The organism is Kribbella solani (assembly GCF_014205295.1).
In the GTDB taxonomy this organism is placed as follows: domain Bacteria; phylum Actinomycetota; class Actinomycetes; order Propionibacteriales; family Kribbellaceae; genus Kribbella; species Kribbella solani.
In genome coordinates this window covers 7,495,589-7,511,801 of sequence record NZ_JACHNF010000001.1, presented here as the reverse complement: position 1 = coordinate 7,511,801, position 16,213 = coordinate 7,495,589, and the positions used below count along the sequence as shown (strand labels likewise).

The following is a 16,213-nucleotide window of genomic DNA, read 5'->3' as shown; positions in this document are numbered from 1 at the left end:
TGAAGCTCGTTCTGCCGGTGAGTGGTGGGGTGGGTTATTGGGTCAGCAGGGTGGGGTTGATGGATTGGGAGATGGCTTGGTGGCCTGGGGTATTGGGGTGTAGGTGGTCGCCGGAGTCGTAGGTGGGGCGGAGGCGGGTGGGGGTGGTGGGGTCTTTGAGGGTGGCGTCGAAGTCGATGAAGGCGTCGAAGAGACGGCCGGCGCGGATGGCGGTGTTGACGGCTTGGCGGCAGCGTTCGCCGGCTGGTTCGTAGCGTTCGAAGCCGCCGTACGGCGGGATGGTGGTGCCGACGACTCTCACCTGTTTCGCGTGGGCTCGGGTGATGAAGGACTTGAGGCCAGCGATGATCACCGCTGGGTCGTACTGGTGCGGGGGTTGCTGGATGTCGTTGATCAGGTCGGTGAGGATGACGGTGCGTACTCCGGGTACCGCGAGGGCGTCCTTGTCTTCGCGGGTCAGGGAGCTGGGCATGGTGGGTCCGCTGTCGGTGAGCAGGCGGGTGGCGCTGATGCTGGCGTTCACCAGTTGGTACGAGGGATCGGAATGGTGTAGGCGGTTGGCCAGTTCGGTGGGCCAAGCCGCGCCGGGCGAGGCGTTGTAACCGCCGGAGACAGACGCCCCGATGACAACCACCACCCCCGCAGCAGCTTTTCGGCTTGAGGGTTGTGGGTGGGCGGCTGAGGTGCGGGCCTGGGGTGTGGATTGGCTGGTGCAGGCGGTCAGGGCCGTTGACGCCAGGACGAGGGCGCTGAGGACTCCTGCGGCTCGGAGCCGGGTCGTGGTGGTCATGTCAGCGCCTTCCGGGGTGGTCGACGTGCGGCATGACCGAGCCCAGGCGGGTTGAGCGGCGGGGCGTTGCGAGGCGTACGCCGCGTAACAGACCGTGGGTGTGCCAGGGGCGGAGAAGTAGGTGGCGGGCGGGGGTTTCCAGGTGGGTGTGTAGGGCCCAGGCGAGGGTGAGGGAGATGGTGAAGGTTGCGGCTGTGGCGACTAGGGCGGGAGCGGTGGCGTAGTTCGGGTGGGTGCCCAGTACGGCCTCGGTGGTGGCCATGACCAAGAGGTGGATCATGTAAAAGGCGAAGGACCATTCGCCGAGCCGTACCAGGGTGGGGTGACGCCAGAACGTCGGTGTGCCGGCGAGGTCGGTGGTGGCCGCGGCTGGGATGAGTAGAGACAGGCCGATGACCGTGCAGGCGGCGTAGCCGTACTCGGGCGCCACCTGGGCGGTCAGGAAGTAGCCGATCAGGGTGATCGCCAGGGATACGTCCAGTCCGGGTCCGCGCCACGCGCCGGCCTTGACCAGCAGGCCGAGTGCGACGCCGAGGACGAACTCCGGTAGCCGGGCGGGCGGGGACGAATACAGCGTCCAGCCGAGTGCGTAGTGCGTGTTCGCCCACGGCAGGAACATGACGAGCGCACCGCTGGCCAGGGCGATCGCGAACAGGGCACGGGCAGGCAGGCGGCGCAGGCCGGCGTACAGAAGTGGGAAGGTGGCGTAGAAGAACGCCTCGCAGACCAGCGACCAGCTGACTGGGTTCAGCGCCTGCCACCACTCGGCTTTCCAGGAGCTGACGAGCAGCAGGTTCGCGGCGGCCTCGTTCAGGCTGCCGGGTCGCAGACCGGGGACCAGTGTGTACGCGAGCACCGCGGCGATGACTGCAGTGACCAGGTGAACTGGGTATACGCGGGCCAGCCGGCGGCGCCAGAAGCGGCGGGCCTGGTCCGTGGGGCGGGCCGACCAGGCCAGTACGAAGCCGGACAGGATGAAGAAGAACGAGACGCCTGCCGCGCCGGCGCCGAACGCCCAGTTCACCAGGCGACCGCCGTGGCCCGGGCCGAAGTAGCCGAAGTTGCGGACGTGGTAGACGAACACCGCGAACGCGGCGATCCACCGCATGCCGGTCAACGACGGAAGCTGACCACCCACTCGGGTACGCGCGTCGACGGTGGACCGGGAAAGGTCGGGACGGCCCGCCGGTACGCGGGTGCGAACACTCAGCTCCATACAAGCGAGATGTCCGGCTGGGCCGGGCGGATTGCCGACGTATGACTCAGATCACAGCGCGCCGGCTACCAAACGTGACCGCCTGGCTGGCCGCATCTTCGCGATGCGGCCGGCCGGGGTCGCTGACGTCGGGTACCGCCCCTGAACGGCATCGGCGATCAGCTGGAAGTTCCCCGCTGGTTCCCCGTAGTCCCCGCTGCATGGAGAACGAGCCGCGGCCCAGAAAGTGACGTAGCAACTGCCAAGACAGACAACGGGCCAGATAGCAGGCCAGGTGACAGGTCAGGCGCGGCGGAGGATGGAGCGGGTCGCGTCCCAGCCTTCGAGGCCGGGGTCGAGTCGGGCCAGGTCGGCGTTCGACCGCAGCCGGTGCCAGCCGGGGCCGGTGGCGACGGCGTGGCGGCGCGGTTTGCGCGACTCCAGCACGGCCAGCGGGGTGTCGAACGTCGGCGCGAGATCGGTGAGCCAACCGGCGACGGGAAGCTTGACGCCGATCGCCGCGAGCGAGCCGTCCTCGGCGGGCGTGACGGCGATGTCGGCGTGGCTCAAAGCGCGGAAGAGCTTGCCGATCAGCAGCCCCGGAAGGTCAGGTACGTCATGAGACACGGCAACCACGGCCGCGGCCGGACCAGCGAGCTCCACCGCGTGCAGCACAGGTCGTTCGGCATCGACGGCGTACGCGGGGGTGCCCGGCCAGGTCAGTGCGCTGAGTTCGGCAACCGCGTTGTCGTCGCCACCGGACACCGCGACGGCAACGTCGACCTGGTCCAGCGCGGCGAGCACCTCGTACGTGTCCTCGGCGAGCGCCAGCCGCCATGCCTCGGAATCACGTCCCGGCGGCGCCCAGGTCCCGCGGGCCGGCGCGACGAGTACGACGACTCGCCTGTCCACGGGCGCTTGGTCCCCGTACCAGTCACTCATCGACACCGGTCTCCCATCACCCTGCGCGGTTCCGGCCCAGTATCCACTCCCCCGGCCGAGAGGTTGTCCACAGTCCTGGCTATCAAGGCCGCGCTCCACGATAGATGGATCTATGGTTGAAACATGGTCGACATCGAGCAGCCGAAGCAGAAGGCAGCGGGCGTACCGGCCGTGCTGTCGTCGTTCAAGTTCGGTCTCCGCGAGATGGGTACGGTCCGCAGCGGCCGCGCTTTCCTGAAGATGAATCAGGATCGCGGGTTCGACTGCCCGTCCTGCGCCTGGCCGGACCCGGAGCACAAACACACGGCCGAGTTCTGCGAGAACGGCGCGAAGGCGGTGGCCTGGGAGGCGACCCGGAAACGGGTGCCGCGGGAGTTCTTCGCGACCCACTCGGTGACGGAGCTGGACCGGATCTCCGAGTTCGACCTGGGTAAGTTCGGCCGGATCACCGAGCCGATGCTGCTCCGGGCCGGCGCCACCCACTACGAGCCGGTCGGCTGGGACGAGGCGTTCCAGGTCGTCGCCCGGCACCTGAAGGCGCTCGCCGACCCGAACGACGCCGTCTTCTACACCTCCGGCCGGACCAGCAACGAGGCCGCGTTCCTGTACCAGCTGTTCGTCCGCGCCTACGGTACGAACAACCTGCCGGACTGCTCCAACATGTGTCACGAGTCGTCGGGCACCGCACTGTCCCGGGTGATCGGCAGCGGCAAGGGCGCGGTCACGCTGAAGATGCTCGAAGAGTCCGAGCTGATCGTGATCGTCGGGCAGAACCCCGGGACCAACGCACCCCGGATGCTCAGCCATCTCGAGGTCGCCAAGCGCAACGGCGGTTCGATCGTCGCGGTCAATCCGCTGCCTGAGCCCGGTCTGATGCGGTTCATGAACCCGCAGAAACCACGCGGCCTGGTCGGCAAGGGTACGCAGCTCGCCGACCAGCATCTGCGCATCCGGATCGGCGGCGACCAGGCGCTTTTCCTTGCCCTCGGCCACCTTCTGCTCGAGGCCGAGGCGGCGAACCCGGGAACCGTACTGGACAAGACGTTCGTCGAGTCGCACACCAGCGGATTCGAGTTGTACGCCAAGCACAACGCCGAGCTGGACTGGGACGCCGTCGAGCTGGCCACCGGGCTGCGCCGGGCCGAGATCGAGGAGCTCGCGGACCGCTTCGTCAAGTCGAAGGCGACGGTGATCTGCTGGGCGATGGGTCTGACCCAGCATCGGGAGGCGGTGGCGACGATCAGCGAGATTGTCAACGTGCTGCTGCTGCAGGGCAACATCGGCAAACCCGGCGCCGGTCCGTGCCCGGTGCGCGGCCACTCGAACGTCCAGGGCGACCGCAGCATGGGGATCTGGGAGAAGATGCCGGACGCGTTCCTGGACAAGCTCGATCGCGAGTTCGCGTTCACGTCGCCGCGGGAGCACGGCATCGACGCGGCCGCGACCGTGAAGCGGCTGCGGGACGCTGACGTCCGGGTGTTCTTCGCGATGGGCGGGAACTTCGCCTCCGCGACGCCGGACACCGAGGTCGTACATCGCGGGTTGCGCGCGTGCGACCTGACCGTGCACGTGTCGACGAAGCTGAACCGTTCGCACACGGTCACGGGCAGGGAAGCGCTGATCCTGCCGACGCTGGGGCGGACGGATCACGATCACACCGCGGCCGGGCCGCAGTCCGTCTCGGTGGAGGATTCTCAGGGCGCCGTACACCTGTCGAAGGGGAACCTGATGCCTCCGGCGCCGGAGCTGAAGTCGGAGATCGGGATCGTGTGCGGGCTGGCGCAAGCGGTCGTGCCGGACGTCGGGCAGATTCCGTGGGCGGACTTCGCCGACGATTACAGCCTGATCCGGCAGCGGATCGGGCGGGTCGCGGACGGGTACGAGAACTACGAGGACCGGCTGCGGGCGGGCGACGGCGGATTCCTGCTCGCGCACGCGGCGCGGGACAAGCGCGAGTTCAAGACGTCCGACTCCCGGGCGCAGTTCACCGCGAACGAGCTCACCTGGCTGCCGACCGAGCCAGGCCGGCTGCTGCTCCAGACACTGCGCAGCCACGACCAGTTCAACACCACGATCTACGGGCTCGAGGACCGGTACCGCGGCGTGCACGGCACCCGCGAGGTCGTCTTCGTGAATCCCGATGATCTGGCGGAGCTCGGGTTGCAGGACGGCGCGTACGTCGACATCGTCAGCGAATTCCAGGGCGTCGAGCGACGGGCATCGCATTTCCGCCTGGTCGCGTACCCGACGGCACGCGGATGTGTCGCGGCGTACTACCCGGAGACGAACGTGCTGATGTCGGCCGATGATCTGGCGAAGGGCAGCAATACTCCGGTCGCGAAGGGCCTGACGGTCAGGCTGGAGCCAGCCGCTTCCTGAACCACGGCTGCAGTACGGCGAGCACGGCGGCCACCGCGGCGGTCGTGAGCCAGAGGCCGGCCGGACCTGCCGATGCGAGAAGCTGGGTGACGGTGAGCGGGGCGATCGTGGTGGCGATCCCCCAGCTCAGACCGAACACCGCCAGGTACCGGCCGCGGGCCTGCTCGGGCGCGAGGCCGGAAGCCTGGGTGAGGTAGCGGGCCAGTAGGAAGAGCTCGCCGAGACTCCAGAGGACCGCGGCGACGAGAAAGATCGCGAGACTGTGCGCGAGTGCGACGACGACCAGGCCGACCGCGACCAGTACGTAGCCGGTGGCGATCGCGCGGAAGTCGTCCAGATGCTGCACTCGGAGCAGGCGCTGGGCGGCGATCAGGGTCACGGCCGACACCGCGAGGATGATGCCCGTACCCGACTTCGGCAGGCCCTGCTCGAGGAGAGTCAGCGGTACGCCGATGACGAGTTGCATGTAGATCGTCGCGAACACGGTGCCGCCCGCGAGCAGCAGCATCAGGCGGCGATCGCGCCATACCGGCACGGTGGGGGTTGGTTCCTTCGGCTCGCGTGCCTCGTTCGGGAGGGTCAGCGCGACCAGTACGGAACAGGCCAGGCAGGTGATCGCATCGGCGGCGAACAGCCAGCGGAGGTCCCAGTGGCTGATCGCGGCGGCGAGCAGCCCGGCCAGTACGCCGGCGGCGGCGAGGGCCGCGCTGTACAGGCCGTACGCGGCGGGCCGGTCTTCCGGATCGGTGACGTCCGCGATCATCGCCTGGCTCGGTGGTTCGTAGATCTCGAACGCGAAGCCGAGCAGGATCGTGGCGAGCACCGCCGACCAGAGGGCGTGGCTGAACGCGATCCAGAGCTGGGCGACCGCGCAACCGGTCAGACCGAGGACGATCGTACGGCGGCGGCCGAGGCGGTCGGCAAGCTGACCGCCGAGCAACCGGGACGGGATCGTCGCGGCGCCGAAGACCGCGAGGATCACCCCGGTCTGACCCAGCGACGCGCCGAACTCGACCGTGAGCACCACGCCGAGGAATGGCAGGGTGAACGCGCCGATCTTGTTGACCGCCCGGGCCAGCACCAGAATCCAGACCGCCGGAGAAAGGCCGCGCCAGGGCGCCATCGGGGTGGACACAGCACTCATCGAACTTCTCCGTGACTATCTAAATGGATATGATCGGTCACGAGAGAGCCTAAGGAGGCTATGCATGACTGGTCAAGTGTCTTTTGATAGTCATGCCCGGGTGGTGCTGGCCGCGTCGGTGGAGTACGTGAACCGGCTGACGCCCGGGTACTCCGGCGGGGTCGCGTACGACGCACCCGCGGACGAACCCGAGGCAGTCACCGCGGCCGTCGCCGGCGCGCTCACCGCACTCGGGTACTCGGCCGAATCGGTGCCGGCGGACGACGCGCGGCGGCTGGTACAGCTGGCGGGACGGATGCGGACCGTCTTCGAGGCCGCGAGTTCCGGCGACCTGGACTCGGCCGCCGTCGAGATCAACGCGTTGCTGGTGGAAACGAACGCGCGCCCGCAGCTCGACCGCGGCCAGGATCGGCCGTGGAGTCTGCATTTTCACGGGCCTGACGAGCAGCTCGCCAACGGTTGGGCGGCCGGATGCGCGGCCGGTCTGGCTCTCGCGGTCGGCAGTGACCTGGGCGGGCGGCTCGGGGTGTGCGCGGCGCCGCAGTGCGATCGAGTCTTCGTGGACGTGTCCAAGAACGGGCAGCGCAGGTTCTGCTCACCGCAATGCCAGAGCCGGGTAAAAGCCGCCGCCCACCGCGCCCGACAGCAGGCGGGTGAGAACTAGCCGCGCGGCGGCAGGCCGGTCAAGAAGTCGGCTCGACAGCAGGCGGGTCAAGAGGTCAGAGCGTGGCGCGGCAGGCGCTCCACCTTGGGGAGGTGGAGCGCCTGACGGGGTGGTTAGCCGACGGGGGTCAGTTCGCGTTCTTCTTCTGTTGGGACTGGGGCCGCGTGCTTGGCGGGGTTGCGGCGGAGCCACTTGGGGGCCCACCAGTTCGCCTCGCCGAGCAGGATCATCGCGCTCGGGAGCACGACCGCGCGGATGATCGTCGCGTCGATCAGGATCGCGACCGCGAGGCCGACGCCGAGCTGCTTCATGTCCAGGGTGCTCAGTGTCGCGAAGACCGCGAACACCCCGACCATCACGGCCGCCGCGCTCGTGACCACGCCGGCCGAACCGGTGATTCCCTCGGCCACCGCCTGCTTGGTCGGTACGCCGCGCAGCACCGCTTCACGAATCCGGCTGACCACGAACACGTGGTAGTCCATCGACAGGCCGAACAGCACCACGAACAGGAACAGTGGCAGCCAACTCACCACCGCACCGTTCGACCGGAAGTGCAGCAGCCCTTCGGCCCAGGTGTTCTGGAAGACCGCGGTCACGACACCGTACGCCGCGCCCGCGCTCAGCAGGTTCAGCGCGATCGCGGTGATCGCGACCACCACCGAGCGGAACGTCACCATCATCACGATCATCGTCAGCAGCAGTACGAACCCGATCACCAGTGGCAACTTCGACTTCGTATGCGCCGCGTAGTCCACGTCCGCGGCCACGAACCCACCGACCGCGTACTCGACGCCGGGCACCTTGCCGACCGTTTCCGGCATCAGATCCTTGCGCAGCTTGACCAACGAGTCGCGGGCCTGCTGACTGCCACCCTCGTACGGAGTCGCGACCTCCATCGTCGCAACGGTGTCGTCCTTGGAGAACCGTGGCTCCTCCAGACCATCCGCCGCGAACAGCTTGTCGCCCTTGGTGCGCTGCATCAGCTCGGCCAGCGCCGCCTTCACCGCGGGCTGCTGGTTCGCCGGAGCTCGTACGGCAACCTGGTGGCTCGTGCCTGTACTTGGGAAGGCCGCCGTCAACCGGTCGTACGCCTTCATCACCGACGTGGTCCGCGGCAGATCCTCGGTTCCGGGGAACTTCAGCGTCATGCCAAGCGCGGGCGAAGCGATCGCGAGCAGCGCGGTGACCGCGACGAGCAGCGTGGCGACCGGGTGCTTCAGGGCCGGCTTCAGCACGGCCGGCCAGAACCGGGGCTTGCCCTTGCTTGCGGTCAGGCGCCACACCAGCGGAATCCGCGGCTTGTCGACCCAGCGCCCGAGCTTGGCGAGCACGGCGGGGAGCACCGTCAGCGAACCGACGACCGCCACCGCGACCACGAGGATCGAGCCGACCGCGAAGGACGAGAAGACCGCGTCCCGGGCCAGGAAGAGCCCGGCCATCGAGATGATCACCGCCGTACCGGAGACGACCACGGCGTGACCGGAGGTCGCCGCGGCGATCTCGACCGCGTCGACGTGGCCGCGACCCTTGGCGCGTTCCTCACGTTCACGACGGAGGTAGAACAGCGAGTAGTCGACGCCGACCGCCATCCCGATCAGCAGGATCACGCTGTTGACCGCGTCGACCGCGGGCACCAGCTGGGACGCCGCGGCGGCGAGACCGATCGCGGCGGCGACCGCGGACAGCGCGAGCAGCAGCGGCACCGACGCGGCGATCAGCGCACCGAACGCGATCAGCAGAATAGCCAGCGTCACCGGCAGGCTGAACATCTCGGCGCGCTTGAAGTCCTTGCCCAGTGTCTCGGTCAGCGCCTTGTCGATCGAGACGCCACCGACCTCCTCGATCCGGAGATTCGGGTACTGCTGCTGGACCTGCGCGGTGGTGTCGAGCAGCGGCTGCACCCGGGCATCCGCCTTCGTACCCTCGGCGGCGTCCTTCAGGGTCACCCTGACGATCACCGCGTCGTGCTTCGGCGACGGCATCGGCGGCGCGACCTCCGCGACCCCACCGAGGGCGCGCATCCGCTGCACGACCACGCCGGCCGCCTTGGTCGCCTGCGTCTGGTCGAGCTGCCCGGACGGTGCCGTGATCAGCACGCTCTCCACGTCCGGGTCGTCGAAGTTGCCGGACTTGACGATGGTGTCCGCCCGGGTGACCTCGCCGATGTCCCCCTCGTTCTTCGACTGCTTCGTCCCGGTCACCGAACCGAGCGCGAAGCAGGCGATCACCACGACCACCCACATCGCGATCGCCCGCCACGGATGGGTGGCGCTCCAGCGCGCCGCCCGGACCGTGATCTGTCCCCTGGCCATAACGTTCCTGCCCCTCCGCGCCGGACCGGCGCCCCACCCAGCGCACCTGGCGTGGCGCTGGCTACGGCCAAAAGCCTCGCCGCCGGACCCCGTCCCCGGCCATGCAGGAAGCCCCCGGCCGCACCCTGGGGAAATCCCCACCCCACCCTTTTCCGTACGCCGTACGGGACCGGAGTTGCCGGGGTGGAGCCGGGCGGGTCAGAAGTCTTCGAGGTTCAGGGAGGAGGCGGCGGAGACGCCTTCCAGGTAGCCCTCGGCGCGCTCGGCCTTGGGGTAGCGGTGGACCAGGGCCCAGAAGCTGGCGTTGTGGGTCGGCTCGATCAGGTGCGCCAGCTCGTGCACCAGTACGTAGTCCACGACCCAGGCCGGCATCGACTGCAACCGGGTCGACAACCGGATCGAGCGATCCGCCGGAGTACACGATCCCCAGCGTCTGTTTTGGTTCGAAACCCACCTCACCGACGCAGGTTCGGGCACTTCTGGGAGGTGGCGACACGCGAGTTCGTGTGCTCTGGCCAACAATTTTTCGTCCGACACGCGGGATCGGCCGCGCTGCTTCTCCAGCCGCGCCAGCATGGTCTCCACCCAGCGCGCTTCCTCGGCGGCGGACAGCCGGTCGGGCATCAGCACGACCACCCGCTCACCGTCGCGGTACGCGCTGACCGTGCGCTTGCGGCGCTTGCTGCGACGGATGTCCACGTACGGCGGGATCGGGCGCGGTGGAGAGTCGGCCATGGCTCAAAAATGTACCCTCCGAATCGGACAACTTTCTTCGGTCCACATCCTGTGCATCGATGTTTTCGCAGGTCAGGCGCCTGATTTTGAACCTGCCGCCGGCCGTTGTTCACACCGTGTTCCCCCGCTGGTCCACAACCCCCGGCGGCGCGTCCCACAGGTTGCGCACAGAGTTATCCACAGGGGTGGACAACCTGGGCTTGCCGGTTCGGCCCGGGCCTCATAGCGTCGGTGTCAACAGGCTCCCGGACCGCTTCCGGGGCCGCTCGGAGGGGAAGCCGAGCTGTTCCGGAGGCGGCTCACCGGGAGCCTGTTCCGTCCGGGCGAAAGTTTCGGTAAGGGCTTTCCTCGCGGGATTCCGGCGGGTCCTGGACCGGGAGGTGGGCTTGAGCCGGCGTCAGGCTGTCGTAGGGTGAATCCCGACTGGGCCGAACGGCCTACGGCAGGAACCTCTGCCGTTAGCATCCAACGACTGCCCGGGGCCACACCCCCGGGCTGGAATTCAGAGCAAGGAGAGGGCCCTCATGGCAGAGACCTGGAGCGGCGAGTTCTACTGCGTCAAGTGCAAGGCCAAGCGCACCGCCGACGGCGAGGTCAAGGTCAACGACAAGGGCACGCGCATGGCCAAGGCCAAGTGCCCCGAGTGCGGTACGAACCTGAACCGGATCCTCGGCAAGGCCTGACGCACCAAGTCGTAGAGGCGGTGGCCGGCACGTTGCGCGTGCCGGGCGCCGCCTCTCGTCGTCCCGGCCACCACGGCCACCACGACCGGCCACGACCGGCCACGACCGGCCAGGACCGGCCAGGACCTGGACCAGGACACCGACCGGGGCAGACCGGCGGGCGCCGGTCCGAGATGTGGCGCGACACACGGCACCCAGGAGCGGCTGGGCTTGGGTGACCGGACAGAATGGGAGGCGTGTCTGACCTCCCCCGCAAGGCGCTGAGCCGGACCGCGAAACTCGCCAGCCTGCCGCTCGGCGCCGCCGGGCGGGCGACGGTCGGCCTGGGCAAGCGGATCGGTGGCGCACCCGCCGAGGCCGTGCTGGCCGAGTTCCAGCGCCGCACCGCCGAGCAGTTGTTCGCCGTCCTCGGCGAGCTCAAGGGCGGCGCGATGAAGTTCGGGCAGATGCTCAGCCTGATGGAGTCCGCGATGCCGGAGGAGCTCGCGGCGCCCTACCGGGCCACCCTGACCAAGCTGCAGGACTCCGCCCCGCCGATGCCGGCCTCGACCGTGCACACGATCCTGTCCCGGGAGCTGGGCAAACGCTGGCGGGACCGCTTCGACGAGTTCGACGACGTACCCGCGGCGGCCGCGTCGATCGGCCAGGTGCACCGCGGCCGGCTCAAGGACGGCCGCGAGGTCGCGGTCAAACTGCAGTACCCCGGCGCCGCGGACGCGCTGCGCAGCGACCTGCGCCAGCTCGGCCGGTTCGCCCGGACCCTGGGCACCCTGGTTCCCGGGCTGGAGGTGAAGCCGCTGGTCGCCGAGTTGCAGGAGCGGATCGGCGAGGAACTCGACTACGACCGCGAGGCGCAGGCCCAGCAGCAGTACGCGGATGCGTTCAAGGATCATCCCGAGTTCGTCGTACCGCGGGTGGTGAAGCACTCCCCCACGGTGATCGTTTCGGAGTGGATCGAGGGCCGGCCGTTGTCCTCGTACATCACCGAAGGCAGCAAGGAGGAGCGGGACGCGATCGGGCTGAAGTACGTCCGGTTCATGTTCAGCGGGCCCAAGTACGCCGGGTTGCTGCACTCGGACCCGCATCCGGGGAACTTCCGGGTGATGGCCGACGGCCGGCTCGGCGTGGTCGACTTCGGCCTCTGCGCCCGGCTCCCGGACGGCCTGCCGCCGGCGATCGGGCGGCTGCTGCGGATCTCGCTCAACGGTGACGGCGAGGCGGTCCGGGACGGGCTGCGGGCCGAGGGCTTCATCAAGCCGCGGATGGACATCGACCCGGAGCAGTTGATGGACTACCTGGCGCCGTTCGCGGACCCGGCGCGGGAGCCGACGTTCCAGTTCAGCCGGGCCTGGATGCGGGCTCAGGCAAACCGGACCGGCGACTTCCGCTCGCCGAACGCCTCGCTGGCGCTGCGGCTCAACCTGCCGCCCTCCTACATGCTGATCCACCGGGTGTGGATCGGTGGCATCGCAGTACTCTCCCAGCTCGAGGCGGAGGCGCCGTTCCGGCCTGTGCTGGAGGAACTGCTGCCGGGCTTCACCGACGGCTGAGGACCGGCAGCGACCGCAGGGTGACGGCCAGCAGCACCGCCATCGCTACCAGTGCCACTGTAGTGATCCCCGCTGCCAGGTGCAGGCCAGAGGTGAAGGCGTCCCGAGCCTGGTCCAGTACGTCACCAGGTACGCGCTGGCCGACTGCTTCGCCCAGTGACTTGCCGCCCTGCCCGTCCATGCGGCTGCGGTAGACCGCTGCGACCACGCTGCCCAGGACAGCGATACCCAGTGAGTAACCGAACTCGTTGCCGGTCTGGGTCAGCGCCCCTGCGGAACCAGCCTTCTCCGGCGGGACCGAGCCGATCACCAGGTTCGTACCCAGCGTGACCAGTGCGCCCGGGCCGATGCACTGCACCGCGAACGCAATCACCAGCATGGTGGTGGATGTGGTCAGACTGACTACGGCCATGCCTGCGACGGTGAAGGCGATACCAGCCGGGATCAGTACGCCCGGGCGGATGTACTGCGCCAGCCGGGGCGCCAGCTGGAAGCTGATCGTCGACGTGATCATGCCCGGAACCAGTGCCAGCCCCGCCTCCAAAGGAGTCATCCCCTTCACCAGCTGGAAGTACTGGGCGACAAACACCATCACCCCACCGGACAGCATCGAGTACGCCGTCATGCTGCCCAACGTGACGCTGAAGATCGGCCTGGTGAACAGCCGTACGTCCACAAGCGGATCGCTCAGCCGACGCTGCCGGCGTACGAAGAACCACCCGAACGCCGCGCCGACCAGCAATGCGCCAACGGACTGGGCGCCGACGCCGTGCGTCGCCAGGTGCTTCAGGCCGTGGATCGCCGGCAGGATCGCCGCCAACGACAGCACCACGCTAGGTACGTCGATCCGCCCGGCACGCTCATTGCGGTACTCCGGCAACAGCACCGGGCCTAGCGCGAGCAGCACCACCATGGCCGGTACGCCGATCAGGAACGCCGACCCCCACCAGAAGTGATCGAGCAGTACGCCGCCGACGATCGGTCCGATGATCGCACCGACCGTGAAGCAGCCGCCCCACACACCCAGCGCGGTGGCACGCTGCCGTTCGTCCGGGAACAACGTGGAGATCAGCGACAGGGTGCATGGCGCTATGGCCGCACCGGCGATGCCCAGCGCGGCGCGGGCACCGATCAGCATGGCCGGGTTCACGGAGTACGCGGCGACGACCGACGCGACGCCGAACACGGCCGCGGCGATCAGCAGCAACCGGCGGCGGCCGAGCCGGTCACCGAGGTTGCCCATGGTGATCATCAGGCCGGCCACCATGAAGCCGTACACATCCAGAATCCACAGCTGCTGGTTGCTGGTGGCGCCGAGCGCCTCGGTGATGGCCGGCACCGCCAGCAGCATCACGAACAGGTCGAGCGACACCAGGAGGGCCGCCAGGCACAGTACGCCCAGCGCGATCCACTGCCGCCTGCCGCTCGCCACCGCGTCGGTCGCACGGGTGATGGTCATCATCAGGTCCTTCCAGGAGGGCCAGCACGAGGTTGCGCTGTACCCCTGCGTCGAGCGGGCGCCCTCAGGATCGACATAGATTGCAAAGGGCTGTTTCGCCAGGACGAGTGGAGCCACGATGACGATCGGTAATCTTCCCGAAGCCGTTTCACCCGAGGAGTGGCTGGCGGCACGTCGCGAACTGCTGCGGCTGGAGAAGGAAATGACCCGCGCCCGGGACCGGGTGAACGCGGAGCGGCGGCGGCTGCCGATGGTGCGGATCACGAAGCCGTACAGTTTCGAGGGTCCGGACGGGCCGGTGCGGCTGCTCGACCTGTTCGAGGGCCGCGATCAGCTGGTGATCCACCACTTCATGTTCGGGCCGGACTGGGACGAGGCGTGTTCGAGCTGCTCGTCCGCCGCCGACGAGATCGGCAACCTGCGGCAGCTGCACGCCCGCAACACGTCATTGGCCGCCGTGTCGCGGGCGCCGTACCCGAAACTGGCCGCGTACCGGGAGCGGATGGGCTGGAAGTTCCCCTGGTACTCGTCGTACCCGGGCGACTTCAACTACGACTTCCACGCCACGCTCGACGACCGGATCGCCCCGGTGCTGCTGCATTTCCGTACACGGGAGGAGCTGGCCAACCAGAAAGGTACGCCCTGGACGGACGGCCCGTGGACGGCTGACATGAACGGCGAGGAGATGCCCGGGATCAGCACGTTCGTACGGGCCGGGGAGGAGGTTTTCCACACCTACTCCACCTTCGGGCGCGGTCTGGAGGACTTCCACAACTGCTACCGGTACCTCGACCTGACCGTGCTCGGGCGGCAGGAGGCGTGGGAGGAGCCGAAGGGCCGGGCCGAGGCGCTCGGACTCCAGGTCGGTGGACCGGGGTTGCGGGCTCCGGATCAGTACAGCTCGTGAGCTACCAGTAGACCGGGTCGAGCTTGCCTTCGATGCCGCGGACGTTCTCGCGGGCGCAGCGGTCGCAGTACACCAGCTTGCGGCCGTTCTCGAACGACGTCATCCAGGTCAGCGGCGCGTCCTCCGACTCCGCCTGCTGACCGCACAGTGCACAAGTAGCCAATGCCATGGCACTAGTCTGCATCGGTGCGATGGATTGTTCACAATGAGGGTGAAGTCTGGGCCAACCGCTGGCTGAGCGTACGGCGCCTGGACGTCGAGCAGCCGGACGGCGAGCGGTTCGACTACCACGCGGTCCGGATGCGGAACATCGCGGCCGCGGTCGTCACCCGCGACCAGCACGTGCTGCTGATGTGGCGGCACCGGTTCCTGACCGACACCTGGGCGTGGGAGATCCCGATGGGGATCATCGAGGCCGGGGAGAGTCCGGAGGCCGCGGCGGCGCGGGAGCTGGAGGAGGAGACCGGCTGGCGGGCGGACGGCCTGACCGAGCTGATCCGTTCGGAGCCGGCCGCCGGGATCATGGACTCGCGGCATTTCGTGTACCGGGCGGAGCGCGCGGTACGGATCGGCGAACCGACCGAGCTGAACGAGTCGGACCGGATCGAGTGGATTCCGCTGGCCGACGTACCGGCGATGATCGCCCGGCACGAGATCGTCAGCGGGATCACCCTGATCGGTCTGCAGCAACTGCTGCTCCAGGAACGCGCCTGAGGGGCGGCTCCCCCGTTGGGAGCCGCCCCTCAGACTGTGTTTCAGCTGGTCAGGCTGGTGTTACTGGGTGGATCAGACCAGGCGGGCGAGTGCGAGGCGCGCACGCGCGCTGGCCCTCGCGGCCCGCCGGTTGGCCCGCTCGGCCTGCTTCTCTGCCCGCTCGATCTGGTGAGCGAGGCGGAAGCGCCGGTTCTGCTCTGCGTCCTTCAGTGAAGTACGACAATGAGCACGGGCGAGATCTTCATGAAGTAAATGCATTTCAGTGCTCCTGGTGTAAGTCTGGGTTGTCATCGTCGGGACTCGTTTTCGTAGGGGTTGTCGTCAGGCTGCGGTAACGGTGTCGCTCTTGCGGGGACGCCCACGGGGCCGCTTGCGCGGAACCACCACACCTTGGACGAACAGCTCGCCACCCCACACTCCCCACGGCTCGGAACGCTCGAGCGCTCCGGCCAGGCATTCCGCCTTCAGCGGGCAGGTCGTGCAAAGCGACTTCGCGTACTCGACGTCCGCCGGCGATTCGGCGAAGAAGAGTTCTGGCGCGTAGGACCGACAGGGCAGGTCCTGCGACGAGGCCACCTCGGTGAAGACATCGAGGAAGCTCACGCTCATTCCGGTCACCTCCCAGTGACTGTTGTGTGCTGATCTCTTGTCGTCCTCGACGACTACCGGCTGGTAGCCGCCAAAACTGTGCTGACAAAACTGCGCTGATCAAACGCCGCGCTGATCAAACAAAAAGGGC

The 16,213-nt window shown here is 68.3% G+C and carries 15 protein-coding genes; 6 read left to right on the top strand and 9 right to left on the bottom strand.

Annotated features, from left to right (window positions below; genetic code table 11):
• Positions 1-34: 34 nt before the first annotated feature.
• From HDA44_RS34895 to HDA44_RS34885, 3 genes are all read right to left on the bottom strand, one after another.
• A complete protein-coding gene (locus HDA44_RS34895; RefSeq protein ID WP_184841881.1) occupies positions 35-637 on the bottom strand; it encodes a GDSL-type esterase/lipase family protein in 603 nt (200 codons plus the stop codon).
• Between the two features lie 154 nt (positions 638-791).
• On the bottom strand, positions 792-2,006 hold the full coding sequence (locus HDA44_RS34890; RefSeq protein WP_184841879.1) for an acyltransferase family protein: 1,215 nt from the start codon (positions 2,004-2,006) through the stop codon (positions 792-794).
• Positions 2,007-2,288: 282 nt separating this feature from the next.
• Positions 2,289-2,927, bottom strand: coding sequence for a DUF2064 domain-containing protein (locus tag HDA44_RS34885; protein WP_184841877.1), 639 nt, complete (start codon positions 2,925-2,927; stop codon positions 2,289-2,291).
• Between the two features lie 123 nt (positions 2,928-3,050).
• On the opposite strand from HDA44_RS34885, the gene HDA44_RS34880 reads away from it, so the two are divergent.
• Entirely contained in the window at positions 3,051-5,306 is a 2,256-nt protein-coding gene (locus tag HDA44_RS34880) for an FdhF/YdeP family oxidoreductase (RefSeq protein ID WP_184841875.1), read from the top strand.
• On the opposite strand, the gene HDA44_RS34875 is transcribed toward HDA44_RS34880, so the two are convergent.
• The gene (locus HDA44_RS34875; protein ID WP_184841873.1) at positions 5,281-6,450 is read right to left on the bottom strand and encodes an MFS transporter; all 1,170 of its coding nucleotides are present in this window, start codon (positions 6,448-6,450) and stop codon (positions 5,281-5,283) included. The genes HDA44_RS34880 and HDA44_RS34875 overlap by 26 nt on opposite strands.
• A 64-nt stretch (positions 6,451-6,514) precedes the next feature.
• On the opposite strand from HDA44_RS34875, the gene HDA44_RS34870 reads away from it, so the two are divergent.
• Complete coding sequence (locus HDA44_RS34870; RefSeq protein WP_184841871.1) at positions 6,515-7,114, top strand: CGNR zinc finger domain-containing protein; 600 nt, start codon at positions 6,515-6,517, stop codon at positions 7,112-7,114.
• A 113-nt stretch (positions 7,115-7,227) separates the two neighbouring features.
• Here the strand turns inward: HDA44_RS34870 and HDA44_RS34865 are convergent, their stop codons facing one another.
• Entirely contained in the window at positions 7,228-9,426 is a 2,199-nt protein-coding gene (locus HDA44_RS34865) for an MMPL family transporter (protein WP_184841869.1), read from the bottom strand.
• Between the two features lie 198 nt (positions 9,427-9,624).
• The gene (locus HDA44_RS34860; RefSeq protein WP_184841867.1) at positions 9,625-10,161 is read right to left on the bottom strand and encodes a M48 family metallopeptidase; all 537 of its coding nucleotides are present in this window, start codon (positions 10,159-10,161) and stop codon (positions 9,625-9,627) included.
• Positions 10,162-10,685: 524 nt separating this feature from the next.
• Here HDA44_RS34860 and HDA44_RS34855 point away from each other — a divergent pair.
• Together HDA44_RS34855 and HDA44_RS34850 are read left to right on the top strand one after the other, a co-directional pair.
• Positions 10,686-10,844, top strand: coding sequence for a DUF5679 domain-containing protein (locus HDA44_RS34855; protein ID WP_012922897.1), 159 nt, complete (start codon positions 10,686-10,688; stop codon positions 10,842-10,844).
• A 227-nt stretch (positions 10,845-11,071) separates the two neighbouring features.
• A complete protein-coding gene (locus tag HDA44_RS34850; RefSeq protein WP_202887734.1) occupies positions 11,072-12,394 on the top strand; it encodes an ABC1 kinase family protein in 1,323 nt (440 codons plus the stop codon).
• On the opposite strand, the gene HDA44_RS34845 is transcribed toward HDA44_RS34850, so the two are convergent.
• Positions 12,381-13,853, bottom strand: coding sequence for an MFS transporter (locus HDA44_RS34845; protein ID WP_202887732.1), 1,473 nt, complete (start codon positions 13,851-13,853; stop codon positions 12,381-12,383). The two genes, HDA44_RS34850 and HDA44_RS34845, sit on opposite strands and share 14 nt — an antisense overlap.
• A 118-nt stretch (positions 13,854-13,971) precedes the next feature.
• Here HDA44_RS34845 and HDA44_RS34840 point away from each other — a divergent pair, with 118 nt between their 5' ends.
• On the top strand, positions 13,972-14,760 hold the full coding sequence (locus tag HDA44_RS34840) for a DUF899 domain-containing protein (RefSeq protein ID WP_184841861.1): 789 nt from the start codon (positions 13,972-13,974) through the stop codon (positions 14,758-14,760).
• Position 14,761: 1 nt separating this feature from the next.
• On the opposite strand, the gene HDA44_RS34835 is transcribed toward HDA44_RS34840, so the two are convergent.
• A complete protein-coding gene (locus HDA44_RS34835) occupies positions 14,762-14,929 on the bottom strand; it encodes a hypothetical protein (RefSeq protein WP_184841859.1) in 168 nt (55 codons plus the stop codon).
• A gap of 17 nt (positions 14,930-14,946) precedes the next feature.
• Here HDA44_RS34835 and HDA44_RS34830 point away from each other — a divergent pair, with 17 nt between their 5' ends.
• Entirely contained in the window at positions 14,947-15,474 is a 528-nt protein-coding gene (locus HDA44_RS34830) for an NUDIX domain-containing protein (RefSeq protein ID WP_184841857.1), read from the top strand.
• 321 nt (positions 15,475-15,795) lie between these two features.
• On the opposite strand, the gene HDA44_RS34825 is transcribed toward HDA44_RS34830, so the two are convergent.
• The gene (locus tag HDA44_RS34825) at positions 15,796-16,083 is read right to left on the bottom strand and encodes a WhiB family transcriptional regulator (protein WP_132151798.1); all 288 of its coding nucleotides are present in this window, start codon (positions 16,081-16,083) and stop codon (positions 15,796-15,798) included.
• Between the last annotated feature and the right edge of the window lie 130 nt (positions 16,084-16,213).

Coding starts and splice junctions, on each gene's coding strand:
- HDA44_RS34855 (WP_012922897.1), top strand. CDS start 10,686: ATGGCAGAGACCTGGAGCGGCGAGTTCTACTGCGTCAAGTGCAAGGCC.
- HDA44_RS34890 (WP_184841879.1), bottom strand. CDS start 2,006: ATGGAGCTGAGTGTTCGCACCCGCGTACCGGCGGGCCGTCCCGACCTT.
- HDA44_RS34825 (WP_132151798.1), bottom strand. CDS start 16,083: ATGAGCGTGAGCTTCCTCGATGTCTTCACCGAGGTGGCCTCGTCGCAG.
- HDA44_RS34860 (WP_184841867.1), bottom strand. CDS start 10,161: ATGGCCGACTCTCCACCGCGCCCGATCCCGCCGTACGTGGACATCCGT.
- HDA44_RS34845 (WP_202887732.1), bottom strand. CDS start 13,853: ATGACCATCACCCGTGCGACCGACGCGGTGGCGAGCGGCAGGCGGCAG.
- HDA44_RS34840 (WP_184841861.1), top strand. CDS start 13,972: ATGACGATCGGTAATCTTCCCGAAGCCGTTTCACCCGAGGAGTGGCTG.
- HDA44_RS34865 (WP_184841869.1), bottom strand. CDS start 9,426: ATGGCCAGGGGACAGATCACGGTCCGGGCGGCGCGCTGGAGCGCCACC.
- HDA44_RS34885 (WP_184841877.1), bottom strand. CDS start 2,927: ATGAGTGACTGGTACGGGGACCAAGCGCCCGTGGACAGGCGAGTCGTC.
- HDA44_RS34835 (WP_184841859.1), bottom strand. CDS start 14,929: ATGGCATTGGCTACTTGTGCACTGTGCGGTCAGCAGGCGGAGTCGGAG.
- HDA44_RS34870 (WP_184841871.1), top strand. CDS start 6,515: ATGACTGGTCAAGTGTCTTTTGATAGTCATGCCCGGGTGGTGCTGGCC.
- HDA44_RS34850 (WP_202887734.1), top strand. CDS start 11,072: ATGGGAGGCGTGTCTGACCTCCCCCGCAAGGCGCTGAGCCGGACCGCG.
- HDA44_RS34880 (WP_184841875.1), top strand. CDS start 3,051: ATGGTCGACATCGAGCAGCCGAAGCAGAAGGCAGCGGGCGTACCGGCC.
- HDA44_RS34875 (WP_184841873.1), bottom strand. CDS start 6,450: ATGAGTGCTGTGTCCACCCCGATGGCGCCCTGGCGCGGCCTTTCTCCG.